We start from the raw sequence: 25,279 nt of genomic DNA, 5'->3' as shown, positions 1-25,279 counted from the left end.
CCGGGCCTTTGGCAAGGCCCGGTTGGACAGCTCAATGGGCCAGCGAACCGAACAGCGAGTGCGGGCGCGCATCGTCGATATGAATATCGACGAACTGGCCGATCAGCGTGGGATTGTCGCAGCGAAAGTTGACGATACGATTATTCTCGGTGCGCCCCTGCAACTGCCCGGGGTCGCGGCGCGAGTAGTCGGTGACGAGGATGCGCTGCACCGTACCGACCATTTGTCGGCTGATCTCGAAGCCCTGGGTATCAAGGCGATGTTGCAGGGCCTTGAGGCGCTCCTTCTTGACCTCTTCCGGGGTGTCGTCCGGCAGGTCGGAAGCCGGTGTGCCCGGGCGCTGGCTGTAGACAAAGGAGTAGGAGAAATCAAAGCCGACATCGGCCACCAGTTTCATGGTCTGCTCGAAGTCTTTCTCGGTTTCACCCGGGAACCCGATGATGAAATCCGAACTGATGCAGATCCCCGGCACTGCGGCCTTGAGCTTGCGCAGCTTGGACTTGTATTCGAGCACGGTGTGGTTGCGCTTCATCGCCGCCAGCACCCGGTCCGAGCCCGATTGCACCGGCAGGTGCAGGTGCTTGACCAGCTCCGGCACTTCGGCGTGAGCCTGGATCAGGCTGTCGGAAAACTCCAGCGGGTGCGACGTGGTGTAGCGGATGCGCTCGATACCCTCGACGGCGGCGACCACGCGGATCAGCTCGGCCAGGTCGGCCAGGCGTCCGTCGTGGGTCTGGCCCCGGTAGCCGTTGACGTTCTGCCCCAGCAAGGTGATTTCACGCACACCGTTCTCGGCCAGATGGATGACCTCGGCCAGCACGTCGTCGAACGGCCGGCTGACTTCTTCGCCACGGGTGTAGGGCACTACGCAAAAGGTGCAGTACTTGCTGCAGCCTTCCATCACCGAGACATAGGCGGTGGGACCGTCGATGCGCGGCTCGGGCAGGTGGTCGAATTTTTCGATCTCCGGGAACGACACATCGACCTGGGGCAGGCGCGTGGTGCGTGCGGCGTCGATCATTTCCGGCAGGCGGTGCAAGGTCTGCGGACCAAAGACCACATCGACGTAAGGTGCACGCTTGCGGATCGATTCGCCTTCCTGGCTGGCCACGCAGCCACCGACGGCAATGACCATCTCCGGCTTCATGTCCTTGAGTTCGCGCCAGCGGCCCAACTGGGAATAGACCCGGTCCTGGGCGCGCTCGCGGATCGAGCAGGTGTTGAGCAGGATGACGTCGGCGTCTTCGGCGCGGGCCGTGACCTCGAGGGCTTGATGTTCACCCAGCAGATCGACCATGCGCGAGCTGTCGTACTCGTTCATCTGGCAACCGTGGGTTTCGATATAAAGCTTCTTGGCCATGGGCGTTCATCTGGTGATTCGAAGAACCGCACATTATAAGGGCCCGGGGCTGTGGATCCTAGCGTTGTCGGCCCAGGGCCTATGTTATAGTTTGCGTCTTCTTTACCACCCTTGATTGCCCCGCCCAAAATGACCAAACGCGAAGCTCCGATCTACAAAGTGATCTTTCTCAACCAGGGCCAGGTCTACGAGATGTACGCCAAACAGATCTACCAAAGTGACCTGTGGGGCTTCCTCGAGGTTGAGGAGTTTGTCTTTGGTGAGCGGACCCAGGTGGTGGTTGATCCGAGTGAAGAAAAGCTCAAGGCCCAGTTCGAAGGCGTGGTGCGCAGCTTTGTGCCGATGCATTCGATCGTGCGTATCGATGAGGTCGAGCGTCTGGGCACGCCAAAGATCAGCGAGGCGCGCGGTACTGGCAATGTAATGCCGTTCCCGATGCCAATGCCGGAAAAGTAAGGCGCAGGTTCAGGGCAGCGGTGAGAAGGGCGTGCGACCTTCAGCGGTCTGCAGCTCCAGCAGGTACTTGCGAAAGATCTGCCCCAGCACCTGGGTGGCGACTTCCAGTTCATCGCGCGGCATCTTGGCGGACACTTCGTCGGCCATGTCCAGCGCATCTTCGGCGCCGTTGACCGCCGCCATCTTCAGCACGATGTAGGCTTGAACATTGTTGGCCGGCACACCTTCACCCTTGTAGAACATGGTGCCCAGGCGGTATTGGGCCTCGGCGTGGCCTTGCAGCGAAGCTTGCTCGAAGTAGCTCAGGGCCTGGTTGAGGTCGCGTGGAGCCTGGGTGCCCTGGTAGTAGAACTCGCCCAACTCGTACTGAGCCTGTGCGTCCCCGGATTTCGCCGCTTCCTGGCAGGCCGCAAGGGCTTGCTGCAAGTCTTCGGGCTGGGAATCGAGGGTACAGCGGCCCGTTGCCGGAATCAGCAACGAGTTACCGCCTGCCGTGGCCAGCAGGGGCTGAAGAAGCAACAGGCAGCCCAGGGCGAGGGCGCGGCCGGTGCGGTTCATGGGGATCGACTTACCTCTGCAAAGCTGCGGCCAAAGTGTCTGGTGGCACATTATGGGATAAGCAGCGCCTACCTTACAAAGTCTTTACTCGATTTTCTGCTTTGCAAGGCCTCATCGCGGGGCAAGCCCGCTCCCACACTGATCATTGTAGGAGCGGGCTTGCCCCGCGATGGCTGCCACACATCAGAGCTTGGCAAACGCCTTCTCAGCCGCATCCAGAGTGATCTTCAGCTCGGCTTCACCGTGGGCAATCGAGGTAAAGCCCGCTTCAAAGGCGCTTGGCGCCAGGTACACGCCACCTTCGAGCATCAGGTGGAAGAAGCGCTTGAAGCGCTCGGCATCGCTGGCCATGACGTCATCGAAGGTGACGATATCGTCAGCGCCGCTGAAGTACAGGCCGAACATGCCGCCGGCCTGGGTGGTGACGAACGGGATGCCGGCGGCATCGGCGCGCTGTTGCAGACCGTCGAGCAGGCGGCTGGTGTAGGCGCTGAGCTCGTTGTGGAAGCCCGGGCGGCTGATCAGCTTGAGGGTGGTCAGGCCGGCGGCCATGGCCAGCGGGTTGCCCGACAGTGTGCCGGCCTGGTAGACCGGGCCCAGTGGCGCGATCTGTTCCATGATCTTGCGCTTGCCGCCAAAGCAGCCCACGGGCATGCCGCCACCGACGATCTTGCCGAAGGTCGACAGGTCCGGGGTCACCCCGTAGTGAGCCTGGGCGCCGCCCAGGGCAACCCGGAAACCGGTCATCACTTCGTCGAAGATCAGTACCACGCCGTGCTTGTCGCACAGTGTGCGCAGGCCTTCGAGGAAGCCTGGCGCCGGCGGTACACAGTTCATGTTGCCGGCCACCGGTTCGACGATGATGCACGCCACTTCCTCACCGACGTCAGCAAGCATCTGCTCGACCGCGGCGATGTCGTTGAACGGCAGGGTCAGGGTGTGTTTGGCAAAGGCTGCCGGTACGCCAGCGGAGCTTGGCACGCCCTGGGTCAGCAGACCGGAACCGGCTTTCACCAGCAGGCTGTCGGAATGGCCGTGGTAGCAGCCTTCGAACTTGATGATGCTGTCGCGGCCGGTGTAGCCACGGGCCAGGCGAATGGCGCTCATGGTCGCTTCGGTGCCGGAACTGACCATGCGCACCATCTCCATAGACGGCACGATCGAGCAGACCAGGTCGGCCATTTCGGTTTCCATGGCGGTTGGCGCGCCATAGGACAGACCGTGTTCCAGCTGCTTGCGCACCGAGTCGAGCACGTCCGGGTGGCTGTGGCCGAGGATCATCGGGCCCCAGGAGCCGACGTAGTCGACATAGCGCTTGTCATCTTCATCGGTGACGTAGGCGCCTTCGGCATGCTTGAAGAACAGCGGCGTGCCGCCAACGCTCTTGAACGCCCGCACCGGCGAGTTGACGCCCCCGGGGATGTGTTTCTGGGCGTTGGCAAACAGGGTTTCGGAACGAGACATGATGGGCTCTCTCAATCAGGCAGATGCGAACAGGGCGTTGAAGGCGCGGGCACGGCGGGTGACTTCCTGCGTGCTGTCGGCGCCGAACAGGCCGTGAATAACCGCCAGCAGGTCGGCGCCATGGGCGACCAGCGGGGCGGCGTTGTCGAGGGTGATGCCGCCGATCACGCAGATCGGCAGCTTGATACGGGTGCGCGCTTGTTCCAGCAGGGCGCCATCGGCGGCTGGCGCCCCGGGTTTGGTCACCGAGTTGAAGAAGCGGCCAAAGGCCACGTAGCTGGCGCCTTCACGGGCTGCCTGTTCGGCCAGCTCAAGCTGGGCGTGGCAGGTCGAGCCGATGATAGCGTCGCGCCCGAGCAAGGTGCGTGCCGGGGTCAACGGCCCGTCGGTCTGGCCCAGGTGCACGCCGACGCCCAGGCGCGCAGCGAGTTCGGCGTCGTCGTTGATGATCAGCCGGGTCTTGTAGCGTTCGCACAGGTCGAGCAAGGCTTCGGCTTCGCGCAGGCGTCGCGACTCGTCCTGGCTCTTGTCACGGTACTGCAGCAAGGCCACGCCGCCTTCCAGGGCCGCTTCGACATAGGGCAGAAACTTGCCGGCCAGCAACTGGCTGTCCGTGATGGCATACAGGCCGCGTAACGTCATGGTGTAGACCTCAGGCGAAGATCAGGAACAGAAATCCAGGGGCAGGCGGCGTGGCACATACTGGCCTTTGCCCAGTTGCTCGGCATCGCGCAGGGTCCGCCAGGTGTAGTCCAGGGCCGAGCGCACGGCGCTTTGCAGCTGTTCGCCAAGGGCCAGGCGGCCGGCCAGGGTACTGGCCAGGGTGCAGCCGGAGCCGTGGTAGCTGCCGGGCAGGCGCTGACAGGTCCAGGTGTGACGCTGGCCGTCACGGCTGTACAGGCGGTTGTGGATTTCGTGTTCGTCACCGTGACCGCCGGTGATCAGCAGGTGTCTGACAAAAGGCAGGAGTTTTTCTGCGCATTCATCGGCAGTGCCTGCGGGCAGTTCGGCCAGGATGCGCGCTTCGGGAAGGTTGGGCGTGGCGATGGTTGCCAGTGGCAGCAGGCGCTCGCGCATGGCGTAGCCGACCTCATCCTTGCCCAGGCGGCCACCGCCACCTGCGCGCAGGACCGGGTCGCAGACCAGCGGTAGGTGCGGATGGGCACTGAGCAGTTCGACCACGGTATCGACCATTTCGGTCGAGCCGAGCATGCCCAGCTTGACCGCCGCTACCGTCGAGTCGGCAAGCACGGCATTGGCCTGGGCCAGTACCCACTCGCGGTCGAGGACACGGAAGTCGCTGACATTGACAGTATCCTGGACAGTCAGGGCGGTCACGGCCGGAGCGGCATGACAGCCTTGAGCGATCAGGGCTTCGATATCTGCCTGCAAGCCGGCGCCGCCACTGGGGTCGTGGCCGGAGAGACAGAGGACAACGGGGCGGGAGCTGTAGGTATTCATGGTGCGCGAGCTTATCACCAAACGCTTTTGCTGGGTCCGCCCTGGCGCCGGGGATTTTTCAACGGGCGTTTGAATAGTCGCTTAATAATCGCTGGAAGTGCCGTTCTAGAGCCTTTGGCGTAAAGTTTTCAGTGGCGTCTGGCAGGCTCGGAAAGCTATGCTAGAGTGCTCGAACATACCGATAACGGTAACTGCCGGATTTCGTCGCCTCAAACGGACAGGAGGCTACGCGACGCGACCGGGACAGACCATGCTGGGGCTGTATGCGCTATTTGCTGATTGTTGTGCTGGGCTGGTTGCCGTTGCTGGCCACGGCGGTCGATTTCGACGATTCCACTCGCAGCTTGCCGCTGGGGCAGGTGATGCAGGTGTTCGAAGACCGCGATGGCAATGCCAGCATTGCCCAGGTCAGTGCGCCCTCGTTCAGCGAACACTTTCGCCCGCATCGGGCCGAGGTACTGAACGCCGGCTATTCCACCTCGGTATTCTGGTTGAAAGTCCAGTTGCGCTACACCGCCTTGCCTTCGGCAGCCCCCCGCGCCTGGTTACTGGAGCTGGCCTATCCGCCACTCGATCATCTGGAACTCTACCTGGCGGATGAGAGCGGTGCTTTCCATCTGGCCCAGCGCACCGGTGACGCCCTGCCTTATACCAGCCGACCGATCAAACAGAACAACTACCTCTTCGAACTGCCCTTCACTGCGGGCCAGACCACGACTGCCTATTTACGCTTGCACAGCCAGGGGTCGGTACAGGCACCGTTGACCCTGTGGTCGACCCAGGCCTACCTCGAGGCGCAGCCGACCCGCCTGTATGTGCTGGGCCTGATCTATGGCGTGCTGTTGGGGATGCTGGTGTACAACCTGTTCATCTACCTCAGTGTGCGCGACACCAGTTACCTGTACTACATCCTCTATATCGCTTCGTTCGGCTTGTACCAGGTATCGGTCAATGGTGCGGGCGTTGCCTATTTCTGGCCGGACAGCCCCTGGTGGGCCAACGCCGCCACGCCGATGTTCATCGGTGCGGCTGGCCTGTTCGGTTGCCAGTTTGCCCGCAGCTTCCTGCAACTGCGCGAGCACAGCCGTGCCTTCGATGGGCTGCTCAAGCTGCTCATGGGCTACGGCGTGCTGGTGATGTTGCTGGCGCTGACCAGCAGCTACGGCATTGCCCTGCGCCTGGCCACCGCCCTGGCGCTGTTGTTCACCGTGTGCATCTTTGCCGCTGGCGTCTTCGCCTGGCGCCGCGGTTTGCGCGTGGCGCGCTACTTCATTATTGCCTGGTCGGCGTTTTTGCTTGGTGGCCTGGTCAACACCCTGATGGTGCTTGGCTACCTGCCCAACGTGTTCCTGACCATGTACGCCAGCCAGATCGGTTCGGCGCTTGAGGTCGGCTTGTTGTCGCTGGCCCTGGCCGATCGCATCAACAGCATGCGCGACGAGCAGGCCCGGACCCTGCGTGAGACCGGGCGCACCCTTGAGCAGATGAATATCCAGCTGGCCAACAGCAACCGGCTCAAGGATCAGTTCCTGGCGACCGTCACCCATGAGCTGCGTACGCCGATGAACGGTGTGATCGGCTCACTTGAACTGATGCAAACCCTGCCGCTGGACGCTGAACTGGCCCAGTACCAGCACACCGCCAGCTCTGCCGCCCAGGACATGATGGGCATGGTTGACGACATTCTCATCCTCACCGAGTTGCAGGCTGGCCGCCTGAGTGCTCAGCATGCCCCGTTCAGCCTGCGTTCGCTGCTCAATGAAGTGCGTGCCGAGTACGCAGCACCGGCCATGGCCAAGGGCTTGTACCTGAGCCTGGATACCCCGGCGGAACTGCCTGACATGCTCATCGGTGACCGGCATAAACTGGCAATGTGCCTGGGCTACCTGATGGATAACGGCATCAAGTTCACTCATCAGGGCGGCATCATGCTGCAAGTGCGGGGCGCGCGTCTGGGGCCGCAACAGCTGGGCCTGAGCCTCAGCGTCAGCGACAGCGGCATCGGCTTTGACTGCCTCGACGAGGCGACGCTGTACCAGCGCTTCTTCCAGGTCGACGGTTCGATGACGCGCAAGTACGGTGGCCTGGGCATCGGCCTTGCGATCTGCCGGCAACTGGCCGAATTGATTGGTGCACGCCTGCAACATGAATCCAATCCGGGGCTCGGCAGCCGCTTCGAGCTGAACCTGAGCGTCGCCCTGAGCCCGCCGTCGGCGCAGTTGGGTGCAACCGGTCGGGGCTAAATCACGGCTAGTTAGGCGGTTTTGTCACTTTGACCGGGGGGCGGGGCGTGATTCACTGAAATTTCAGTCACGCCAGGATCCAGGAGGCCCCTCGATGAACCTGCACCAGTATGCTGAAACCCATGAGGTCACCAACCAGCCGCCGTCCCTGGATGGCGCCAACCTCTACCGCATCGACCTGCCGCTGCAGCAATGGTCGCAGCGTTACGGGGCCGGTTGGGCGCAGGAGCGCATCGATACCTATGGCGCTCTGGCGGGCGGGCCTCTGATGGCAGCGGGCTTTCTGGCCAACCAGCACAAACCGCAATTCAGCAGCCATGACCGTTACGGTCATCGCATCGATCTGGTGGAGTTTCATCCGGCTTATCACGAGTTGATGCGGACAGCCATCGAGCATGGCCTGCCGTCCCTGCCCTGGACCGATCCCCGTGAAGGCGCGCATGTCGCCCGCGCCGCGATGACCTACCTGCACAGCCAGGCCGAGGCCGGCAGTGGCTGCCCGTTGACCATGACCTTTGCCGCAGTGCCGGCGCTCAAGCTGCAGCCGGAGCTGGCTCAATACTGGCTACCGAAAGTGCTGGCGCGTGAATACGATCCGCGCAACATCGGTGACCGCCACAAGGTCGGCGTGACCCTGGGCATGGCCATGACCGAGAAGCAGGGCGGCACCGATGTGCGCGCCAATACCACCCGTGCCTACCCGGTAGGGGCGCCGGGCCCGGGCCAGGCCTATGAGCTGGTCGGGCACAAGTGGTTCTGTTCGGCGCCCATGTGTGATGCCTTCCTGACCCTGGCCCAGACCGACAAGGGCTTGAGCTGTTTCCTGCTGCCGCGCCATCGCCCGGATGACAGTCGCAACCAGTTCTATATCCAGCGTCTTAAGAACAAGCTCGGCAATTGCTCCAATGCGTCCAGCGAAGTGGAGTTCCGCGGCGCCCTGGCCTGGATGATCGGCGAGGAAGGCCGCGGGGTGCCGACCATCATCGAAATGGTCGCCATGACCCGCTTCGACTGCATGGTCGGCTCAAGCGCCCTGATGCGTCAGGCCCTGACTCAGGCGGCCCACCACTGTGCCCATCGCCAGGTTGGCGGGCGGCTGCTGGCCGAGCAGCCCTTGATGCAGAACGTGCTGGCCGACCTGGCCCTGGAAAGTGAAGCGGCGCTGGCTTTGAGCCTGCGCATGGGCCATGCCCTCGATCAACCAGGCGACCCCCATCAGGCGCGCTTTGCCCGCTTGATCACGGCGGTGGGCAAGTACTGGATCTGCAAACGGGCGCCGGCGATGATCAACGAGGCGGCCGAATGCATGGGCGGCGCCGGCTATGTCGAAGACAGCATTCTGCCGCGGCTGTACCGTGAAGCGCCGGTCAACTCGACCTGGGAAGGCTCGGGCAACGTCCAGTGCCTGGATGTGCTGCGCGCCCTGTCCAAGGAGCCCGGGGTGCTCGATACGCTGTTCGCCGAGCTTGGCGATGGTCACGGCGATCCGCGCCTGGCTGCGCATATCGGCAACCTCAAGGCGGCGTTTGCCGATACTGGCGACATCCAGTACCGCGCCCGCCAGCTCACCGAAGACATCGCTGTCGGCCTGCAGGCCAAGCTGTTGCTCGAGGCTGGCAACGCGGCGGTCAGTGATGCCTTTATCGCCAGCCGGCTGAGTGGCAACGGGCGGGTATATGGTGTACTGCCCCGTGGTGTCGACGTGGCTGCGTTGGTGCAGCGGGCAACCCCCAACTGGCCTCTTTAACGTGCGTGCCTTTGCCGGCGGATATAGGCAAGATGGGGGCATGCATGTCAGACAGGAAGTACATTGTGAGCCGTACTGATGAAGCCTTCGTTGTCGTAGAAACCGCCGAGCAGGCCGTCGATCGCCTCGCGGCCCTGCACGAACAAGCCACCGCGGCCCTGAGCCAGGCGCTCAAGCGCTACCTCAAGGACCGCACTGAGCCGGATGCCACGGAGCGGGCGCTGTTCCGTTATCCCGAACTGCGCTTGACCTACCAGTACCATGGCGAAGTGCCGGCCATTACCCGCGCTTACGCCAAGGTCCAGTTGCCGGGTACCTACAGCGTTACCGTGACCCAGCCGGCGTCGTTCCGTGGTTATCTGCTGGAGCAATTGAAGCCACTGATGCGCGACTTCACCGTGACCGTTGAAGTGGGCGTCAGCCAGCAGAACATTCCTTACCCCTATGTGGTCGAGCAGGGCGACGAGCTGGCGGGTACCGGCATCACCGCCGCCGCGCTGGCGCGGGTGTTCCCCAGCACCGATCTTTCCGCCGCCACCGATGGCATTGCCGACGGCCTGTATGACTGGGCCAACGTCGACCCGCTGCCGCTGGCGCTGTTCGACGCCGCGCGGGTGGATTTCTCCCTGCGCCGCCTGGTGCATTACACCGGTAGCGACTGGCGTCATGTGCAGCCGTGGATCCTGCTGACCAACTACCACCGCTATGTCGACCAGTTCATTAGCCACGGCCTTGAGCGCCTGCGCGATGACCCGCGCTTTGTGCGTATGGTCCTGCCCGGCAATGTGATCATCGAAAAGGCCATGGATAACGGCGAGGCCCAGGCCCTGGTCGCCGGGGTGGTCTGGCACCGCTATCAAATGCCGGCCTATCACCTGATCGCCGCCGATGGTGACGGTATCACCCTGGTCAACATTGGTGTCGGCCCGTCCAACGCCAAGAACATCACCGATCACCTGGCGGTACTGCGCCCGCACTGCTGGCTGATGATTGGCCACTGTGGTGGGTTGCGCCAATCGCAGACCATTGGCGATTACGTGCTGGCCCATGCCTACATGCGCCGTGATGGCATTCTTGATCGGGTAGTGCCGCCGAACATCCCCATTCCGGCCCTGGCCGAGGTGCAACTGGCCTTGCAGGAAGCCGCGGCGCAGGTCACCGGCGAGCGTGGCGACGAGCTGAAAAAACGCCTGCGCACCGGCACCGTGCTGACCTACGACGACCGTAACTGGGAGCTGCGCTGGGCCCAGGAACGGCCGTTGATCAACCTGTCGCGGGCCGTGGCGGTGGACATGGAAAGCGGTACCATCGCTGCCCAGGGCTATCGTTTGCGGGTACCGTACGGCACCTTGCTGTGCGTCTCCGACAAACCCTTGCACAGTGAGATCAAACTGCCGGGGGCGGCCAACGCCTTCTATAACCGGGCCGTCAGCCAGCACCTGAAAATCGGCATCGCCGCACTCGACCTGCTGCGCACCGAGCTCAACTCGCTGCACTCGCGTAAACTGCGCAGTTTTGACGAGCCGCCGTTCCGCTGAGGCCCCATGCCGTTACCCCCACGTTCCAAGCCGCGGCGTCCCGCGGCCAAACCCGCCGGCCCGCGTCGCCAAGCCAAGGCGCCGCCGGCCGAGCCGCGGTTGATCCTGTTCAACAAACCCTTTGACGTGCTGACCCAGTTCAGCGATGGCGAAGGGCGCGCCACCCTCAAGGATTTCATCGCCATCCCCGGCATCTACCCGGCGGGGCGCCTGGACCGTGACAGCGAAGGCTTGTTGCTGCTGACCAACGACGGCCAGTTGCAGGCGCGCATTGCCGACCCCAAACACAAGCTGGCGAAAACCTATTGGGTGCAGGTGGAGGGGGAGCCGAGCGCAGAGCAACTGCAGCGCTTGCGTGATGGCGTTGAACTCAACGACGGCCCGACCTTGCCCGCCCAGGCCCGTCAGCTCGACGAGCCGGGGCTGTGGCCACGCAATCCGCCAGTACGCTTTCGCAAAAGCGTACCGACAAGCTGGCTGGAACTGGTGATCAAGGAAGGACGCAATCGCCAGGTGAGGCGCATGACTGCTGCGGTTGGCTTGCCGACCCTGCGCCTGGTGCGCGTGCGGATCGGCGATTGGTGCCTTGATGGCCTCGGTCAGGGGCAATGGCGCGAAGTGCCGCCCAGGCTTTAGACGCCTTCGATAAAGCCGATCACCACGCTTTTGATGATGAAGGCGAGGATGCCCAGGCCCAGCACGAAAAACAGGATGAAGGTGCCGAACTTGCCGGCCTTGGATTTTTTCGCCAGGTCCCAGACGATAAAACCCATGAAACCAATCAGGATGGTAACCAGGATGGTCATCATCCACTCTTCGAACAACGCAGGATCCATCGATCTACTCCGGCAGGTTGAGGCGCGTGATTATACGCCCCGCTTGCCTGCCTGACTAACGCAGGTGCGTGAGCGGCATTTCGGTGCTGGCCAGCACCTGATTGAGAACGAAACTGGAACGCACACTGGTAACGCCCTCGATGCGTGTCAGGTGGCCCAGCAGCAACTGCTGGTAATGGTCCATGTCGGGCACCACGACTTTCAACTGGTAGTCGGCATCCATCCCTGTGACCAGACTGCATTCGAGCACTTGCGGCAGGCTGCGGATCGCGGCCTCGAAGGTCTCGAAGCGCTCCGGGGTGTGGCGGTCCATGCCGATCAATACGTAGGCCGTCAGGCTCAGGCCTAGCTTCTTGCGGTCGAGCAGGGCGACCTGGCGGGCAATGTAGCCGTCATCTTCCAGTTGCTTGACCCGGCGCGAGCAGGGCGAAGGCGACAGGCCGATGCGTTCGGCCAGTTCCTGGTTGGAAATGCGCGCATCGCGCTGCAGTTCGGCAAGAATGCTCAGGTCATAGCGGTCAAGCTTGCTCATGGAAGTGGCTCATTCTGTTTGGATTGCGTTGAATTATCGATCTGTAGGCAAAAATTGCGCAAGTGATATTTAATTGAGCAATCTTAGCAATCCTGTGCCGCTGTCATCACCGTATTCTTATCACCAGAATCACTGCCCGGACATCAGTCCAGTGCGGCGGGCCGAATCAGGCCTGCTGCGGCCAGCAACCCCACCAGGTTGTGCTCGGCCCCCGGGCTACACACTGTCCACAAGACGGCGTGAGGTGAGCCGGTGCCACAAGCGCCGAGCACGGACAAAATTCTCAAAGGGAGACCCCAGGGTCTCCCTTTTTTATTGCCTGAATTTCATCTGGCGGCCGATAACCCGTGGCAGACGGCCTGATAAAGTATTCCCAGGCCCCTTGTTATCGGTTCGAGAGAAAAAGCATGAAGTCGCGCGTCTGGCGTATGGCGGGTGTTGGTTTGCTGTGCATGAGTGTCCATTTGTCGCTGCTGGCCGAAGGGCCGGAAGCGTCTCATGGCGAGCCGCGCCATGGCGGCTCACCGCTGCAATCGCGGCCCGATGAAGTGCGCCAGACCCAGACGCCGCGTACTGGCTACTACCAGGACATTCCCCGGCGCAATGACAACCGCTACTACCAGGCAGGCTATCCGGATGGCCACGGCGATGGCTGGGGGCCTGGGCCGCAATACCGTCCAGGGCACAGCATCGAGCAATTTCCCGAGCAATACTGGAAAGTACCCTACCGTGGGCATGACTACTTCTACTCCGGTGGCTACTGGTACCGGCCACAAGGCCCGCGCTATGTGGTGGTGACCCCGCCCTATGGTGTGCGGGTCAACTCCCTGCCCGATTACGCCCGGCAAGTCTGGATTGGCAATGCTTTGTTGTTCCTTGCCGCGGGTACCTATTACCAGTACCTGGAGGACAGTCGCGAGTACGTGGTGGTCAATCCACCAACGGCCAGTGCGCCGCTGCAAAATGGCCCCGGCTATGAGGTGATCGCCTATCCGGCCCAGGACCAGAGCCCCCAGCAGCTTGATCGCGACCGTTATGAATGCCATCGCTGGGCCGTGCAGCAGACCGGCTTCGATCCGGCGGCGGCCAGCTATGCGCCCTCGGCGCAGGTGGCCGATAGCTATCGGCGGGCGCAGGGTGCTTGCCTGACGGGGCGGGGCTACAGCGTCAATTGAGATCTTGTGGGGGCGGGCCAACCGCCTCAGATCACCGGATCAGCATGCACCAGCACCTCAGCCTTCGGGTACTTGCTGTTGATCGCCGCCGCTGCCTGGTCGCACAAGGCATGGGCCTGAGTCAGCGACAAATCCCCCGGTAACTCCAGGTGCAACTGCACAAACCAGTGGCTACCCGACACCCGCGTGCGCAAGTCATGGGCGCCGCGGACCCCGGGCACACTGCAGGCCAGTGCCAGCATCTGCTCGCTGATGTCGCCGGGCAGCTCCTGGTCCATGAGGATCGAGCTGCTTTCCCGGGCAATCTGCAGGGCGCTCCAGAGGATGTACAGGGCAATGCCCAAGCCGAAGATTGCATCCAGCTGCGGCCAGCCAAAGCGCGCCAGCAGCAGCGCCACCAGGATGCTGCCGTTGAGCAGCAGGTCGGAGCGATAATGCAGGGAGTCGGCGCGCACCGCCGTTGAGCCGGTGATGCGGATCACCTTGGCTTGCAGTGTCAGCAAGCCAATGGTCAGCACCAGCGACAACAGCATCACCGCGATACCAACGCCGGTATCACCCAGCGGTTGCGGATTTTGCAACCGTTCCAGCGCCTGCACGCCAATCAGCACCGCACTGACCCCGATGAACAGCGCTTGGGCCATGCCAGCCATGGCTTCGGCCTTGCCGTGACCGTAGCGGTGATCGTCATCGGCCGGGCGCAGGGCGTAGTGCACCGCCAGCAAGTTGAGAAACGAGGCGACCCCATCCAGCGCCGAATCGGTCAGCCCGGCCAGCAGGCTGACCGAGCCGCTGAGCCACCAGGCCAGCGCCTTGCTCAGGATCAGGATACTGGCCACCGCCAAGGACGCGCGGGTGGCCAGGCGCAGCAGGCGTTGGTGTTCAGCCGAGGGGATCATGCCGAAGGGGGCTTCCTGTGAGGGATCAGGCTGCGGGCTTGAGGCCATACATGGCCAGTTGCTCGACGCTGCCCTTGTGCTGGATCAGCCGCGGGTCGTTGAGCGGCAGGCGCTGGCCCAGTTCGCTTTCGACAATAGCCTGCAGCTTGCTGTTGTCGACCTTGCCGTCGGCGCTGATGGCTTGGTTGAGTTTCTCGGGGGCGACCTGGGCAGTGCTGCCGCCTGGCAGGTAGATGGCGCCGGTGGCGAAGTCGATGCCGAAAGCGATCAGGCCGGGGATGACATAGAAGAGAATGCCGACGGCGTCGAGGGCGGCGACCACTGGGTCGATCTTGCCTTCGATCTGGCCGCGCCGGTCGGGAAAGAACAGGGTGCCGCAGGCCGTCAGTTGGGTCAGCAGGGTGGCGACCACGACGCCGCCAATGACACGGGAGGGAATACGCATGGAAATCTCCGGAATGAAGGCGACAAAGATACAGGCAAAGAGCCTGCATCTACAGCTAAGACCATGATAAGGCAGGCTCGGTTCGCCGTTATACTCGGCGGATTGTTTGAGGGCCACCATGAAATCATTACCGATCGATGCCGTACTGCCAGCCTTGCGCGCTGCCTTGAGCCAGCGCCACGAAGCGGTGCTCGAAGCGCCCCCCGGCGCCGGCAAGACCACCCGCGTGCCGCTGGCGCTGCTCGATGAACCGTGGCTGGCCGGGCAGCGCATCATCATGCTCGAACCACGACGCCTGGCAGCACGGGCGGCGGCCGAACGCCTGGCCAGCGAGCTGGGTGAGCAGGTTGGGCAAACCGTTGGTTACCGTATTCGCCTGGACAGCAAGGTTGGCCCGAACACGCGGATCGAGGTGGTCACCGAAGGGATTCTGACCCGACGCCTGCAAGCCGATCCGGCGCTGGACGGGGTGGGGCTGGTGATCTTCGACGAGTTTCACGAGCGCAGCCTGGATGCCGACCTGGCCCTGGCCTTGAGCCTCAACGGTCGTGAGCTGCTGCGCGAGGATCCTGCGCTGAAGATCCTGCTGATGTCGGCCACCCTCGAGGGCGAGCGCCTGTCGGCCTTGCTCGACGATGCCCCGGTAGTCAGCAGCGAAGGGCGCATGTACCCGGTCGATGTTCGCTGGGGGCGCCCCTTCCAGCCAGGTGAGTTCATCGAGCCGCGGGTGGTCGACACCGTGCTGCAAGCGATCGCTGATGAGTCGGGCAGTGTGCTGGTATTCCTGCCCGGCCAGGCGGAGATTCGCCGGGTGCATCAATCGTTGCAGGATGCTCTCGGCGATCGCCGCGACATCCTGCTCTGCCCGCTGCATGGCGAGCTCGACCTCAATGCCCAGCGCGCGGCCATCGACACGCCGCCGGCCGGTCAGCGCAAGGTGGTGCTGGCGACCAACATCGCCGAGACCAGCCTGACCATCGACGGCGTGCGTGTGGTGGTCGACGCAGGTCTTGCCCGGGTGCCGCGCTTTGATCCGGGCAGCGGCATGACCCGCCTGGACACCCAGCGCATCTCCCGCGCCAGTGCCACCCAGCGCGCTGGCCGGGCCGGACGGCTTGAGCCCGGTGTCTGTTATCGCCTGTGGTCCGAAGCCCAGCACGAGCAACTGGCGGCGTACGGCGCTGCTGAAATCCTCCAGGCCGATCTGGCCGGCCTGGCCTTGCAACTGTCGCGCTGGGGCGTAACCCCCGAGCAATTGCGTTGGCTCGACCAGCCGCCTGCTGCCGCCTATGGCCAGGCGCTGGACCTGTTGCAGCGCCTGGGCGCATTCAAGGCCGATAACCTGGACAGTCTGAGCGGCCACGGTCAGGCCATGGCCGAATTGCCGGCGCATCCGCGCATCGCCCACTTGCTGCTGCGCGGCCAGGACCTGGGCCTGGCCGACATGGCGTGCGACGTCGCCGCCTTGCTCGGTGAACGCGATATTTTGCGCGGCGGCGGTGCCGACCTGCACAGCCGCCTGGCCCTGCTCAGTGGCGAAGCCCGTGCGGCCAAAAGTGGGCAGGGCGGCGTGCAGCGCGCCCGGCAACTGGCTCGCCAGTACCGTGGCAACTTGCGTGGCAAAGCCACTTCAGCGGTCACCGATCCTGAACATCCGCGCTGGCTGGGCGCCTTGTTGGCGCTGGCCTATCCGGACCGTGTCGCTCTGCAGCGGCGCGCCGGTGGCGCGGAGTATCGCCTGGCCAACGGTCGCGCCGCGCTGTTCGGCGAAGCCGATGCCTTGATGAAGCATCCGTGGTTGGTGATCGCTGACCTGGGCAGCCGTCAGGGCCAGCGTGAGGAGCGCATCTATCTGGCCGCCGACTTCGACCCGGCGCTGTTCGATGGGGTGCTGGCCGAACAAGTGCGCAGCCTGGATATCCTCGACTGGGACGAACGCGAAAACGCCCTGCGCGCCGAGCGCCAGCGCAAGGTCGGTGAGCTGGTGCTCAGCCGCGAGCCGCTGACCGGCCTGGACGAAGACGCCCGCGCAAAGGCACTGCTGGAACTGGTGCGGCGCAAGGGCCTGGAACTGTTGTCATGGACCCCGGAGCTGCGCCAGTGGCAGGCGCGTGTGGCGCTGTTGCGCCAGCTCGACCTGGCCAACAGTGGTCAGAGCGAGTGGCCGGACCTGAGCGATGCCGCGCTGCTGGCGAATCTGTCCAACTGGTTGCAGCCTTACCTGGGCAAGGTCACCCGCCTGAGCCATTTCGCCCAGCTCGATCTGTCGTCGATCCTGCGCAACCTCCTGCCCTGGCCGCTGCCCCAGCGCCTGGATGAATGGGCGCCGGTTCACCTGAGCGTGCCCTCGGGGTCGAACATCCGCCTGGATTACAGCGAAACCCCGCCGATCCTTGCCGTACGCTTGCAGGAGCTGTTCGGCCTGGCGCAAACGCCGCGCATTGCCCAAGGCCGGCAACAGGTCCTGCTGCACCTGCTGTCGCCAGCGCGGCGGCCGGTGCAGGTGACCCAGGATCTGGCCAACTTCTGGCGCAGCACCTATGCCGAGGTGAAGAAGGACCTTAAAGGACGCTATCCCAAACATTACTGGCCGGATGACCCGCTGGTGGCCGAAGCCACGGCGCGGGCCAAACCCCGCAAATAGTCAGGGCTGCAGAGGCAACAGCAAGCGTGCCGTCACGGGCAGGTGATCGGAAATTTCCAGGGTATCCTGCTGAATTACCCGTGCCCCCAGACGCTGCAGCTTCGGACTATGGAACAGGTAGTCTAGGGTGCGGTCCGGGCCTTGCGGGTTGCGGTCGTTGGGGGCGTGGGTCAGCCAGGCCGCGCGCTCGGCGCCGCTGGCCTCGGCATTGCTGGGGATCATCGGGTACTTGTCCCAGAGCAGGTGCAGGTCGCTGTCGGCGTTGTACTGGCCGCGCAGCTCGGCCGACAGCCGACGGTACTGGCCGAGCGGCAGCAGGTTGAAGTCGCCGCCGATCAACCAGGGCGTGCCCTGGCTTTCCAGCTTGTCGAGCACGTGCGCCAGTTGTTGCACCTGCTGGCGCTGGATATCACTGCCCGCTGCAAAGGCCGCCAGATGGGTGTTGAGCACCGCCAATTGACCGCCATCGCGCAGTGGCAGGTAGCTGGCAAGGATGGCCTGCTGAGGCTGCAGCAAGCGTTGCAGGACGTTACTGGCGGCAACCGGCAGTTGTATGCGCTCGGCCTGTTTGATCGGGTAGCGGCTCAGGGTCGCGAGGGTACGGCCGACACTGCCGAAGATGTGCCAGTCGGGGACGAAATCGGCTTTCCAGTCATAGGCCTGTACTGCACAGGGGTAGATATCCACCAGACGCTCTCGCAGCAACGCCAGTTGGTCCTGGTAGTCGCTGGCCTTGGCGTTGTTGTCCAGTTCCTGGAGCAGGACGATGTCGGGCTGTTCGGCGCGGATCACCCGCACCACTTCATCGAGGTTGAAGGCGAGGTCCTGCGGGGTAGGGCGGGTATCGTCGCCACGGCCCTGGTCGTACCAGAACACGTAGCGTTTGCCGGCCAGGTACTGAACGTTCCAGGTCATCACCTTGAGCACCTGGCCTGGTACCAGCGCCGCGTTGCTGGCCCGGCAACTGACCGGCAGGGCTTCACGCGGCTCGGCTTGCCAGCTCAGTTGAGCGGCCAGCAGCCACAGCAGGGCGAACAGAACAAGCAGGGTCAGCAGGGCGTTGCGCAGTAGTCGGGTCATCGGCTCGGCTTGGCTTGGCAGGTCACCACCAAGCATACCCGAGCCGTTCGTCCGCTAACCAGTCAGGGCAGCGGTGGCTCTGCAACGGGTTCGCTGACCAGCATGTACAAGCGGAACATGACTACGGTGCTGAACAGCTGCAGGAAACTGTTGACGCTGTCCATGAGCAGTTGCACCAGGGCCGAAGGCTCTGGCAGCAGCATCATGCTCAGGCCATCGATCAGCCACAGTGGCGCCAGCACGCCAAGAATGCAACTGACGATGCGCCAGAAATTACCGGTGCTGAGCTTGAAGCTTTCACGCATGGCTTCGATCGGCGGCAGGCCGCGCAGTACCAGTACGTACTCGGCGAACACCAGGTGAATCATGACCCAGATGCCGGGAATGATGAACAGCGCCGCGCCAGCCACGATCAGCAACGAGCTGAGCATCACCATCAGGGCGAACGACGGCCACAGGCGCAGGGCCATGGCCAGCAAGTTGCGCTTGAGCGGGGTGTAGCCGTTGCTGCGGGTGTCGAGGTAGAGGATCAGCGCGGCGCTGTACAGCGGGTAGAACAGCAGGCCGACCAGCATGCCGTAGCCAGGCGAAGCGTCCTTGCCCAGTTGCTGGTACAGCAGATGGCTGCACAGTGTTTCGAGCACCACCAGCGGCAGGCACAGCTGGGCAATGCTCAGCAGGTGGCGGCGGAAAAAATACAAGGAGTCGCGCAGAACGCTAAGCGGATTCATCAGTCGATATCGCATTGAAAAAAGCAGGGCGTCACTTTAGCCCAGCCGCAGGCCAACCTGAAGAAAGTTTAATTCCGCCTTGTGTTGAATCCGAAGGCCCGGCACCCCATTTTACCCGTACTCGAATTTTCCGGTTTTGCAGTGAGGTTGCCCATGAACAGTGAAGAACAAACCCTGATCGACGGCCTGTTCGGTCGACTCAAGCAAGCCCAGGACCCGTCCGTGCCGCGTGACGCCCAGGCTCAGGCACGTATTGCCGAACACCTGCAGCAGCAACCGGCGGCGCCCTACTACATGGCCCAGGCGATCCTGGTGCAAGAGGCTGCGCTCAAGCGCCTGGACGAGCAGAACAAACAACTGCAGGCCGAGCTGAACCAGGCCAAGGCCCAGGTTGCGGCCACGGCGCCGAGTAACAGCGGTAGCTTCTTGTCGAGCATCTTCGGCAGCGGCACCCGCGATCCACAGCCGCTGCAACACCAGGCGGCGGCCAGCGCTCCTGCCAGTAGTGGCGGTTGGCGCGAACCGTCTCGGCCGTCATTCAACCAGCCTGCCCAACAGCAGGGTTTCAACGCCGCACCGGCCCAGGCACCCGCGCGTGGCGGTGCTAGCAGTTTTCTCGGTGGCGCGCTGCAAACCGCCGCCGGCGTGGCCGGTGGGGTAATGCTCGCCCAGGGCATCAGCAGCCTGTTCAACCACCATTCGCAGCCTGAAGAAGTGGTCGAGGTGATCAAGGACGAACCGGTCCCGGCCAGCGACAGCGGCGGCTGGGGTAGCAACGACGATCAGCGCCTGAGCGCTGATAACGGCAGCTATGGCAATGATCAGGGCGGCTTCATGGACACCGACTACGGCAGTGACGATGGCGGCTTCTTCGACGGTGGCGACGACAGCTTCGTCTGATCGCGCCTACCTGCATGGCCTGCGGGCTGGCATACTGGGCGCCGAAACGGCTCCGGTGTGCGGCTGCCGCCAACAGCGCCGCGGCGCCATGAGGACAAACGGTGAAGAAGATCGCGGTATTCGCCGACGTACAAAACCTCTACTACACCGTGCGCCAGGCCTACGGTTGCCATTTCAACTACGCGGCGCTGTGGGCCGATATCAGCCAGCACGGGCAGATCGTCGAGGCCGTGGCCTATGCCATTGATCGCGGCGACAGCAAGCAGCAGCAGTTTCAGCAGATCCTGCGCAACCTCGGTTTCACCGTCAAACTCAAACCCTACATCCAGCGCAGCGACGGCTCGGCCAAGGGCGACTGGGACGTGGGCATCACTCTCGACGTGATCGACGCCGCCGCGCGGGTCGATGAGGTAGTGCTGGCCTCAGGTGATGGTGATTTCGACCTGCTGCTGGAGCGTGTCATCAGTCGCCACGGCATTGCGGCCGTTGCCTATGGTGTGCCGGGGCTCACCGCCAATTCACTGATTCGCGCCGCCAGCCGTTATGTACCTATCGAGGGCGGCCTGCTGCTCAAGCATTAAGATTTCTGAGGTTGTCGTTTTGGAACGTATTGCTGTCATCGACTTTGAAACCACCGGTATTTCACCCGGCGCCGGATGCCGGGCCACGGAAGTGGCGGTGGTCATGCTGGAGCGCGGGCGCATCGTCGAGCGCTATCAAAGCCTGATGAATGCCGGGGTCCCGGTACCTGCGTTTGTCGCTGGATTGACCGGCATCACCACCGCGATGTTGCGCAGCGCACCACCGATTGCCCGGGTGATGAACGAGGTGGCCGAGTTCGTCGGTGACACGCCGATGCTGGCGCACAATGCCTCGTTCGACCAGAAGTTCTGGGATTTTGAGCTTGCCCAGATCGGTCGTAGCCGCAGCCAGCGGTTTGCCTGCTCGATGTTGCTGGCGCGACGCCTGATGCCATCGGCGCCGAACCACAAGCTCGGCACTCTGACCCGTTGGGCCGGCCTACCCGACACCGGTACAGCGCACCGGGCCATGGCCGATGCAGAAATGGCCGCGAACCTCGCCCAGCACCTGGCCGGGCAGCTGCGCCAGCAGGGCGTCAACGGCGTTTCCCACAAGTTGTTCTGCAGCCTGCAGAAAGTCCCTGCCGCCAAGATCGGCGAAGCGCTGAAAAGCTACCGTTAGGTCTTCTTGCCGTTGTGCTCCAGATGGCCCAGCGGCAATCGCCGCTCCACGGCGCTGGAAAGAATGATCGAAGTCTTGCTGAAGCCGAACTGGGCAACGCGGTTGATCAACTCCTCCAGTTCCGGCATCGAGGCCACGGCCGCCTGCATGATCACGCAGGGATCGCCGGTCACCCGGTGGCACTCGGTCAACTGCGGGATCTGCATGAGTTGCTCATAAGCCTGCTGGTTGCCATGGCTGGCCAGGCGCAGCTCGATCACGCACTGGATCGGCAGGCCGATCTTCTCCAGGTCGACCTTGGCCTGATAACCGGTAATCACCCCGCTGGCTTCAAGCTTGGCTACCCGTTCGGCGACCGCCGGGGCCGACAGGTTGACCTTGCGCGCAAGGTCGGCGAAGGAGGCGCGGCCGTTGTCCAGCAGGGCGCTGAGGAGCATGCGATCGTACTTGTCCATAGGGCTCCAGAAGGTCGCTGTCGATTCGAAGGCGCATGGCCAGAAGAACCGTTGTTTCAAAAGTGTACTGTTGGTTTAAACAGGTTTTGTAACTTATGTTTACTGTGTTGCCTTTCTAAACTAACTGCCCGACACCAATAATTCGAGTCCCTCATGCCTACCTCCCGTCGCTTCCCGTTAGTCTTGATCGGCGCCTTTCTGGCCTTGTACCTGGTCTGGGGCTCGACCTACCTGGTGATTCGCATTGGTGTCGAGTCCTGGCCACCGTTGTTGATGGCGGGGGTGCGTTTTGTCATTGCCGGCGCTTTGCTCTACGGCTTTTTACGCTGGCGCGGTGTGCCAGCACCGACCTGGCCGCAATGGCGAGCAGCGGGTGTCATTGGCGTATTGCTGCTCAGCTGCGGCAACGGTGGTGTGACCCTGGCCGAGCACGCAGGGGTAGCCTCGGGTGTGGCGGCCCTGGCAGTGGCCACGGTGCCGCTGTTCACCCTGATGTTCGGCCTGTTCTGGGGCCATCGCAACACCCGCCTGGAGTGGGCCGGGATTGTCATGGGCCTGGTCGGCATCGCCATGCTCAACTTGGGCTCCAACCTGCAAGCCAGCCCGGTCGGTGCCGCACTCATTTTGTTTGCCGCCGCCGCATGGGCCTTCGGCTCGGTCTGGAGCAAAAGCCTGCCGTTGCCCCAGGGGCCGATGGCCAGTGCCGCAGAAATGCTGGTGGGTGGCGTGGTGTTGCTGCTCGGCAGTGTGTTGAGCGGCGAACGCATGACCCAGATGCCCACTGCCGCCGGTTGGGGGGCGCTGGCCTACCTAGTGTTCTTCGGCTCGATCCTGGCCTTCAGCGCCTACATGTACCTGCTCAAGCATGTTCGCCCGGCAGCAGCTACCAGCTATGCCTACGTCAATCCGGCGGTAGCGGTGTTGTTGGGGATTATTTTTGCCGGCGAACAGATCGGTTTCGAGGAGTGCGTGGCGATGGCGGTTATCATTGGCGCCGTTGTGCTGATCGGTGTGCCGCAGTGGCGCCGCCCGGCCGTGGAAAAAGCCAAACCTGTTGGCGACATGGAAGGTGAACTCTGTAAATGAAAGGACGTATTGCCAGGACGGCAGTGAAGATCGTGGGTTGCGTGGCAGTGATCGTGGTGTGCATGGTCATGTTGCGCGACGACAGAAGCACCTTCATGACGCTGTATTTTCAGGAGTCGGTCACCCTCAACAGCGGCAGTGACGAGATCGATCCGCGCTATGTCCAGGCGCTGCAGCAGATCATGGCCGCACAGCGCATCGATACGCAAAAGATCGACCTTGTGCTCGATCCAGACAGCCGCCGCGCCTTGCAGGTGCGCTTTGCCGATGATGCCCTGAACACCAGGCAGCGCCAGGATTTGCAAGCATTGTTCGAGTCCTTCGAGCCTGCTCGTGAAGCCGCCCGGCTCAGTGGCCGGCTGCGGGTCGACATGCGTCAGGCGCGCACGCTGGGCCTGGGTGTCTACGACTTCGGCCCGGCGTCCGAAGAGGTCGTCGGGCTCGGTGAAGTATCGCTGCCCCTGTATTTCAGTTTTCTCTCGAACATCGACGTGCAATTGCGGCGCAATGAGCAGTCGACCACACAAAAGCCGCAGGCCGACATGATCTGTGAGGCCAATGCCAGGCTGCATGCCACCTTGCCTTTCGAGGTGACCGAATTCGATGTCAGTGGCAGCGACCTGCGCGGTGAGATGAAACTGCGCATGGCCAGCGGTGAGCAGATCCAGGCGCCGGCGCAGCTGACTTTCGATGACCAGCAACTGCTCGAGCGCCTGGAGATGGGGGGCATGCGGGTGCGTATCCAGCGTCCGGAGACTGTCGATCGGCTGGTGTTCGAGTTCGGCTCGATGGGTACCGTCCGGTATCAGCCTTACGCGTATTTCATCCGCAGTGACCCTGAGGCGTTCGATGCTTGTCGCGCGGTTGCCTACCAGAGCGGCAGGCCCTTTTCGTTCTACCTGGGTGAAGGGGTCGATCGTCTGCTCAAGGTACGTTTTCAACCGCCAGGCTGATAGCAATGGCGGCACGCGCCGGGCCTGAACAAGGTAAACTGCCGCCATTGCTGAATTCCCCAGACGGTATTGCCATGACTTTCGCCAAACTCGGCCTGATCGAACCCTTGCTGCGCGCGCTCGAGCGCCTGGACTACAACACCCCGACGCCGGTCCAGGCCCAGGCCATTCCTGCGGTGCTGGCTGGCCGCGACCTGATGGCCGCCGCCCAGACCGGCACCGGCAAGACCGCAGGTTTTGCCCTGCCGTTGCTGCAGCGCCTCACGCTGGAAGGGGCCAAGGTTGCCAGCAACTCGGTGCGCGCCCTGGTACTGGTGCCGACCCGCGAGCTGGCCGAGCAGGTTCACGCCAACATCCGTGAATACGCCGAACACCTGCCGTTGAGCACCTATGCGGTGTACGGCGGGGTCAGCATCAACCCGCAGATGATGAAGCTGCGCAAGGGCGTGGACTTGCTGGTGGCCACCCCGGGCCGCCTGCTCGACCTGTTCCGCCAGAACGCGGTGAAGTTCAATCAGTTGCAGGCGCTGGTGCTCGATGAAGCCGACCGCATGCTCGACCTGGGCTTTGCCGAAGAGCTGCGTGCGGTCTACGCCGCGTTGCCGGCACGCCGGCAAACCCTGCTGTTCTCGGCGACCTTCTCCGACGAGATCCGCCAACTGGCGGCGCAGACCCTCAACGACCCGCTGAGCATTGAAGTCAGCCCACGCAACGTCACCGCCAGCACCGTCAAGCAGTGGATCGTGCCGGTGGACAAGAAGCGCAAGCCGGAACTGTTCAGCCACCTGATGCGCAAGCAGCGCTGGAAGCAGGTGCTGGTGTTCGCCAAGACCCGCAACGGTGTCGACCAACTGGTCGAGCGCCTGCGTGGCCAGGGCGTCAATGCCGACGGTATCCATGGCGACAAGCCCCAGGCCACACGCCAGCGCGCGCTGGACAGCTTCAAGGCGCGTGAGATCCAGATCCTGGTGGCTACTGATGTAGCGGCGCGCGGCCTGGATATCGACGACCTGCCGCTGGTGGTCAACTTCGACCTGCCGATCGTTGCCGAGGATTACATTCACCGCATCGGCCGTACCGGGCGCAAAGGCAACAGCGGTGAGGCGATTTCGCTGGTGTGTGCCGATGAGGTGCAGTTGCTGTCGGCGATTGAGACCCTGACCCGCAAGACCTTGCCACGCCATGAAGAGCCGGATTTCAGTCCGGACCACAAGGTGCCGATGACCGACGCCAATGGCCAGGTGCTGAAAAAACCGAAAAAGCCGAAGAAGCCCAAAGAGAGCAGCAGCAAACGCAGCCTCGGGCGTTGGATGGACAGCGGCGAGACGCCAGCGGCAGAACCTCAGGTCAAGCCGGTACGCAAGGTGCCGGCCTTCAACACCGGGCCGCGCAAGCGCAAGCCTTGAGTATGCCATCGCGGGGCAAGTCGGGTCGCCGCATCGCCGCTCCCACAGGGCTGAGCATCAATCCTGTGGGAGCGGCGATGCGGCGACCCGACTTGCCCCGCGATTTT

25 protein-coding genes are annotated in these 25,279 nt (G+C 63.2%); 13 read left to right on the top strand and 12 right to left on the bottom strand.

The window, feature by feature from the left end; translation table 11 throughout:
* Nucleotides 1–31: 31 nt before the first annotated feature.
* Nucleotides 32–1,360, bottom strand: coding sequence for a tRNA (N6-isopentenyl adenosine(37)-C2)-methylthiotransferase MiaB (gene miaB / locus EXN22_RS24180; RefSeq protein ID WP_130266415.1), 1,329 nt, complete (start codon nucleotides 1,358–1,360; stop codon nucleotides 32–34).
* A gap of 129 nt (nucleotides 1,361–1,489) precedes the next feature.
* On the opposite strand from miaB, the gene EXN22_RS24175 reads away from it, so the two are divergent.
* Nucleotides 1,490–1,816, top strand: coding sequence for a DUF1820 family protein (locus EXN22_RS24175; protein WP_010222917.1), 327 nt, complete (start codon nucleotides 1,490–1,492; stop codon nucleotides 1,814–1,816).
* Nucleotides 1,817–1,825: 9 nt separating this feature from the next.
* Here the strand turns inward: EXN22_RS24175 and EXN22_RS24170 are convergent, their stop codons facing one another.
* The 4 genes from EXN22_RS24170 to EXN22_RS24155 form a co-directional block, all read right to left on the bottom strand.
* Nucleotides 1,826–2,374 (bottom strand): tetratricopeptide repeat protein, encoded by a 549-nt coding sequence (locus EXN22_RS24170; protein ID WP_130266414.1) that lies wholly within the window; start codon nucleotides 2,372–2,374, stop codon nucleotides 1,826–1,828.
* A 183-nt stretch (nucleotides 2,375–2,557) separates the two neighbouring features.
* Nucleotides 2,558–3,838: a glutamate-1-semialdehyde 2,1-aminomutase gene (hemL, locus tag EXN22_RS24165; RefSeq protein ID WP_130266413.1), complete on the bottom strand. Its 1,281-nt coding sequence runs from the start codon at nucleotides 3,836–3,838 to the stop codon at nucleotides 2,558–2,560.
* Nucleotides 3,839–3,853: 15 nt separating this feature from the next.
* Nucleotides 3,854–4,480: a thiamine phosphate synthase gene (thiE, locus tag EXN22_RS24160; protein ID WP_130266412.1), complete on the bottom strand. Its 627-nt coding sequence runs from the start codon at nucleotides 4,478–4,480 to the stop codon at nucleotides 3,854–3,856.
* A gap of 21 nt (nucleotides 4,481–4,501) precedes the next feature.
* The gene (locus EXN22_RS24155) at nucleotides 4,502–5,299 is read right to left on the bottom strand and encodes a hydroxymethylpyrimidine/phosphomethylpyrimidine kinase (protein WP_130266411.1); all 798 of its coding nucleotides are present in this window, start codon (nucleotides 5,297–5,299) and stop codon (nucleotides 4,502–4,504) included.
* A 263-nt stretch (nucleotides 5,300–5,562) separates the two neighbouring features.
* On the opposite strand from EXN22_RS24155, the gene EXN22_RS24150 reads away from it, so the two are divergent.
* The 4 genes from EXN22_RS24150 to EXN22_RS24135 all read left to right on the top strand — a co-directional run bounded on the left by EXN22_RS24150 (nucleotide 5,563) and on the right by EXN22_RS24135 (nucleotide 11,463).
* Entirely contained in the window at nucleotides 5,563–7,542 is a 1,980-nt protein-coding gene (locus EXN22_RS24150) for a sensor histidine kinase (protein WP_130266410.1), read from the top strand.
* 94 nt (nucleotides 7,543–7,636) lie between these two features.
* On the top strand, nucleotides 7,637–9,289 hold the full coding sequence (locus tag EXN22_RS24145; protein WP_130266409.1) for an acyl-CoA dehydrogenase family protein: 1,653 nt from the start codon (nucleotides 7,637–7,639) through the stop codon (nucleotides 9,287–9,289).
* A gap of 32 nt (nucleotides 9,290–9,321) precedes the next feature.
* Nucleotides 9,322–10,827 carry an AMP nucleosidase gene (amn, locus tag EXN22_RS24140; protein ID WP_130266408.1) on the top strand — a complete coding sequence of 502 codons (1,506 nt, stop codon included), beginning with the start codon at nucleotides 9,322–9,324 and terminating at the stop codon, nucleotides 10,825–10,827.
* 6 nt (nucleotides 10,828–10,833) lie between these two features.
* On the top strand, nucleotides 10,834–11,463 hold the full coding sequence (locus EXN22_RS24135; protein ID WP_130266407.1) for a pseudouridine synthase: 630 nt from the start codon (nucleotides 10,834–10,836) through the stop codon (nucleotides 11,461–11,463).
* On the opposite strand, the gene EXN22_RS24130 is transcribed toward EXN22_RS24135, so the two are convergent.
* Together EXN22_RS24130 and EXN22_RS24125 are read right to left on the bottom strand one after the other, a co-directional pair.
* Complete coding sequence (locus tag EXN22_RS24130; protein WP_010222926.1) at nucleotides 11,460–11,663, bottom strand: DUF2788 domain-containing protein; 204 nt, start codon at nucleotides 11,661–11,663, stop codon at nucleotides 11,460–11,462. The two genes, EXN22_RS24135 and EXN22_RS24130, sit on opposite strands and share 4 nt — an antisense overlap.
* Before the next feature lie 55 nt (nucleotides 11,664–11,718).
* Nucleotides 11,719–12,195, bottom strand: coding sequence for an Lrp/AsnC family transcriptional regulator (locus EXN22_RS24125; protein WP_130266406.1), 477 nt, complete (start codon nucleotides 12,193–12,195; stop codon nucleotides 11,719–11,721).
* A 407-nt stretch (nucleotides 12,196–12,602) separates the two neighbouring features.
* On the opposite strand from EXN22_RS24125, the gene EXN22_RS24120 reads away from it, so the two are divergent.
* A complete protein-coding gene (locus EXN22_RS24120) occupies nucleotides 12,603–13,370 on the top strand; it encodes a DUF6515 family protein (RefSeq protein ID WP_130266405.1) in 768 nt (255 codons plus the stop codon).
* 26 nt (nucleotides 13,371–13,396) lie between these two features.
* Here EXN22_RS24120 and EXN22_RS24115 read toward each other — a convergent pair whose 3' ends face one another.
* A complete protein-coding gene (locus tag EXN22_RS24115) occupies nucleotides 13,397–14,269 on the bottom strand; it encodes a cation diffusion facilitator family transporter (RefSeq protein WP_130266404.1) in 873 nt (290 codons plus the stop codon).
* A gap of 25 nt (nucleotides 14,270–14,294) precedes the next feature.
* On the bottom strand, nucleotides 14,295–14,714 hold the full coding sequence (locus tag EXN22_RS24110) for a polyribonucleotide nucleotidyltransferase (protein ID WP_130266403.1): 420 nt from the start codon (nucleotides 14,712–14,714) through the stop codon (nucleotides 14,295–14,297).
* A gap of 118 nt (nucleotides 14,715–14,832) precedes the next feature.
* Here EXN22_RS24110 and hrpB point away from each other — a divergent pair, with 118 nt between their 5' ends.
* Nucleotides 14,833–17,358: an ATP-dependent helicase HrpB gene (gene hrpB, locus EXN22_RS24105; RefSeq protein ID WP_130266402.1), complete on the top strand. Its 2,526-nt coding sequence runs from the start codon at nucleotides 14,833–14,835 to the stop codon at nucleotides 17,356–17,358.
* Here hrpB and EXN22_RS24100 read toward each other — a convergent pair whose 3' ends face one another.
* A complete protein-coding gene (locus EXN22_RS24100) occupies nucleotides 17,359–18,438 on the bottom strand; it encodes an endonuclease/exonuclease/phosphatase family protein (protein ID WP_130266401.1) in 1,080 nt (359 codons plus the stop codon). It lies immediately after the preceding gene.
* A 62-nt stretch (nucleotides 18,439–18,500) separates the two neighbouring features.
* The gene (locus EXN22_RS24095; protein ID WP_130266400.1) at nucleotides 18,501–19,169 is read right to left on the bottom strand and encodes a YciC family protein; all 669 of its coding nucleotides are present in this window, start codon (nucleotides 19,167–19,169) and stop codon (nucleotides 18,501–18,503) included.
* 153 nt (nucleotides 19,170–19,322) lie between these two features.
* Here EXN22_RS24095 and EXN22_RS24090 point away from each other — a divergent pair, with 153 nt between their 5' ends.
* The 3 genes from EXN22_RS24090 (at nucleotide 19,323) to EXN22_RS24080 (ending at nucleotide 21,272) form a co-directional block, all read left to right on the top strand.
* On the top strand, nucleotides 19,323–20,069 hold the full coding sequence (locus EXN22_RS24090) for a DUF2076 domain-containing protein (RefSeq protein ID WP_130266399.1): 747 nt from the start codon (nucleotides 19,323–19,325) through the stop codon (nucleotides 20,067–20,069).
* 101 nt (nucleotides 20,070–20,170) lie between these two features.
* The gene (locus EXN22_RS24085; protein WP_130266398.1) at nucleotides 20,171–20,650 is read left to right on the top strand and encodes a LabA-like NYN domain-containing protein; all 480 of its coding nucleotides are present in this window, start codon (nucleotides 20,171–20,173) and stop codon (nucleotides 20,648–20,650) included.
* Nucleotides 20,651–20,669: 19 nt separating this feature from the next.
* Complete coding sequence (locus EXN22_RS24080) at nucleotides 20,670–21,272, top strand: 3'-5' exonuclease (RefSeq protein ID WP_130266397.1); 603 nt, start codon at nucleotides 20,670–20,672, stop codon at nucleotides 21,270–21,272.
* Here the strand turns inward: EXN22_RS24080 and EXN22_RS24075 are convergent.
* A complete protein-coding gene (locus tag EXN22_RS24075) occupies nucleotides 21,269–21,727 on the bottom strand; it encodes an Lrp/AsnC family transcriptional regulator (protein ID WP_130266396.1) in 459 nt (152 codons plus the stop codon). The two genes, EXN22_RS24080 and EXN22_RS24075, sit on opposite strands and share 4 nt — an antisense overlap.
* 153 nt (nucleotides 21,728–21,880) lie before the next feature.
* Between EXN22_RS24075 and yedA the strand changes: the two genes are divergently transcribed.
* The 3 genes from yedA (at nucleotide 21,881) to EXN22_RS24060 (ending at nucleotide 25,172) form a co-directional block, all read left to right on the top strand.
* Nucleotides 21,881–22,813 (top strand): drug/metabolite exporter YedA, encoded by a 933-nt coding sequence (gene yedA, locus EXN22_RS24070; protein WP_130266395.1) that lies wholly within the window; start codon nucleotides 21,881–21,883, stop codon nucleotides 22,811–22,813.
* Nucleotides 22,810–23,766, top strand: coding sequence for a hypothetical protein (locus EXN22_RS24065; protein WP_130266394.1), 957 nt, complete (start codon nucleotides 22,810–22,812; stop codon nucleotides 23,764–23,766). Before yedA ends, EXN22_RS24065 begins: the two co-directional genes overlap by 4 nt.
* A gap of 74 nt (nucleotides 23,767–23,840) precedes the next feature.
* Complete coding sequence (locus tag EXN22_RS24060) at nucleotides 23,841–25,172, top strand: DEAD/DEAH box helicase (protein ID WP_130266393.1); 1,332 nt, start codon at nucleotides 23,841–23,843, stop codon at nucleotides 25,170–25,172.
* Nucleotides 25,173–25,279: the final 107 nt, after the last annotated feature.

This window comes from Pseudomonas tructae, from assembly GCF_004214895.1.
Lineage (GTDB): Bacteria > Pseudomonadota > Gammaproteobacteria > Pseudomonadales > Pseudomonadaceae > Aquipseudomonas > Aquipseudomonas tructae.
The sequence above is the reverse complement of the archived record's forward strand: the minus strand, read 5'-3'. Positions and strand labels throughout refer to the sequence as shown.

Excerpts from the sequence above, each read along its gene's own strand:
- EXN22_RS24100 (WP_130266401.1), bottom strand. The coding sequence starts at position 18,438 with ATGACCCGACTACTGCGCAACGCCCTGCTGACCCTGCTTGTTCTGTTC.
- EXN22_RS24095 (WP_130266400.1), bottom strand. The coding sequence starts at position 19,169 with ATGAATCCGCTTAGCGTTCTGCGCGACTCCTTGTATTTTTTCCGCCGC.
- EXN22_RS24075 (WP_130266396.1), bottom strand. The coding sequence starts at position 21,727 with ATGGACAAGTACGATCGCATGCTCCTCAGCGCCCTGCTGGACAACGGC.
- EXN22_RS24110 (WP_130266403.1), bottom strand. The coding sequence starts at position 14,714 with ATGCGTATTCCCTCCCGTGTCATTGGCGGCGTCGTGGTCGCCACCCTG.
- EXN22_RS24125 (WP_130266406.1), bottom strand. The coding sequence starts at position 12,195 with ATGAGCAAGCTTGACCGCTATGACCTGAGCATTCTTGCCGAACTGCAG.
- thiE (WP_130266412.1), bottom strand. The coding sequence starts at position 4,480 with ATGACGTTACGCGGCCTGTATGCCATCACGGACAGCCAGTTGCTGGCC.
- hemL (WP_130266413.1), bottom strand. The coding sequence starts at position 3,838 with ATGTCTCGTTCCGAAACCCTGTTTGCCAACGCCCAGAAACACATCCCC.
- EXN22_RS24065 (WP_130266394.1), top strand. The coding sequence starts at position 22,810 with ATGAAAGGACGTATTGCCAGGACGGCAGTGAAGATCGTGGGTTGCGTG.
- amn (WP_130266408.1), top strand. The coding sequence starts at position 9,322 with ATGGGGGCATGCATGTCAGACAGGAAGTACATTGTGAGCCGTACTGAT.
- EXN22_RS24120 (WP_130266405.1), top strand. The coding sequence starts at position 12,603 with ATGAAGTCGCGCGTCTGGCGTATGGCGGGTGTTGGTTTGCTGTGCATG.
- EXN22_RS24130 (WP_010222926.1), bottom strand. The coding sequence starts at position 11,663 with ATGGATCCTGCGTTGTTCGAAGAGTGGATGATGACCATCCTGGTTACC.
- EXN22_RS24155 (WP_130266411.1), bottom strand. The coding sequence starts at position 5,299 with ATGAATACCTACAGCTCCCGCCCCGTTGTCCTCTGTCTCTCCGGCCAC.
- EXN22_RS24135 (WP_130266407.1), top strand. The coding sequence starts at position 10,834 with ATGCCGTTACCCCCACGTTCCAAGCCGCGGCGTCCCGCGGCCAAACCC.
- EXN22_RS24150 (WP_130266410.1), top strand. The coding sequence starts at position 5,563 with ATGCGCTATTTGCTGATTGTTGTGCTGGGCTGGTTGCCGTTGCTGGCC.
- EXN22_RS24175 (WP_010222917.1), top strand. The coding sequence starts at position 1,490 with ATGACCAAACGCGAAGCTCCGATCTACAAAGTGATCTTTCTCAACCAG.
- EXN22_RS24090 (WP_130266399.1), top strand. The coding sequence starts at position 19,323 with ATGAACAGTGAAGAACAAACCCTGATCGACGGCCTGTTCGGTCGACTC.
- hrpB (WP_130266402.1), top strand. The coding sequence starts at position 14,833 with ATGAAATCATTACCGATCGATGCCGTACTGCCAGCCTTGCGCGCTGCC.
- EXN22_RS24060 (WP_130266393.1), top strand. The coding sequence starts at position 23,841 with ATGACTTTCGCCAAACTCGGCCTGATCGAACCCTTGCTGCGCGCGCTC.
- EXN22_RS24115 (WP_130266404.1), bottom strand. The coding sequence starts at position 14,269 with ATGATCCCCTCGGCTGAACACCAACGCCTGCTGCGCCTGGCCACCCGC.
- EXN22_RS24145 (WP_130266409.1), top strand. The coding sequence starts at position 7,637 with ATGAACCTGCACCAGTATGCTGAAACCCATGAGGTCACCAACCAGCCG.
- miaB (WP_130266415.1), bottom strand. The coding sequence starts at position 1,360 with ATGGCCAAGAAGCTTTATATCGAAACCCACGGTTGCCAGATGAACGAG.
- EXN22_RS24170 (WP_130266414.1), bottom strand. The coding sequence starts at position 2,374 with ATGAACCGCACCGGCCGCGCCCTCGCCCTGGGCTGCCTGTTGCTTCTT.
- yedA (WP_130266395.1), top strand. The coding sequence starts at position 21,881 with ATGCCTACCTCCCGTCGCTTCCCGTTAGTCTTGATCGGCGCCTTTCTG.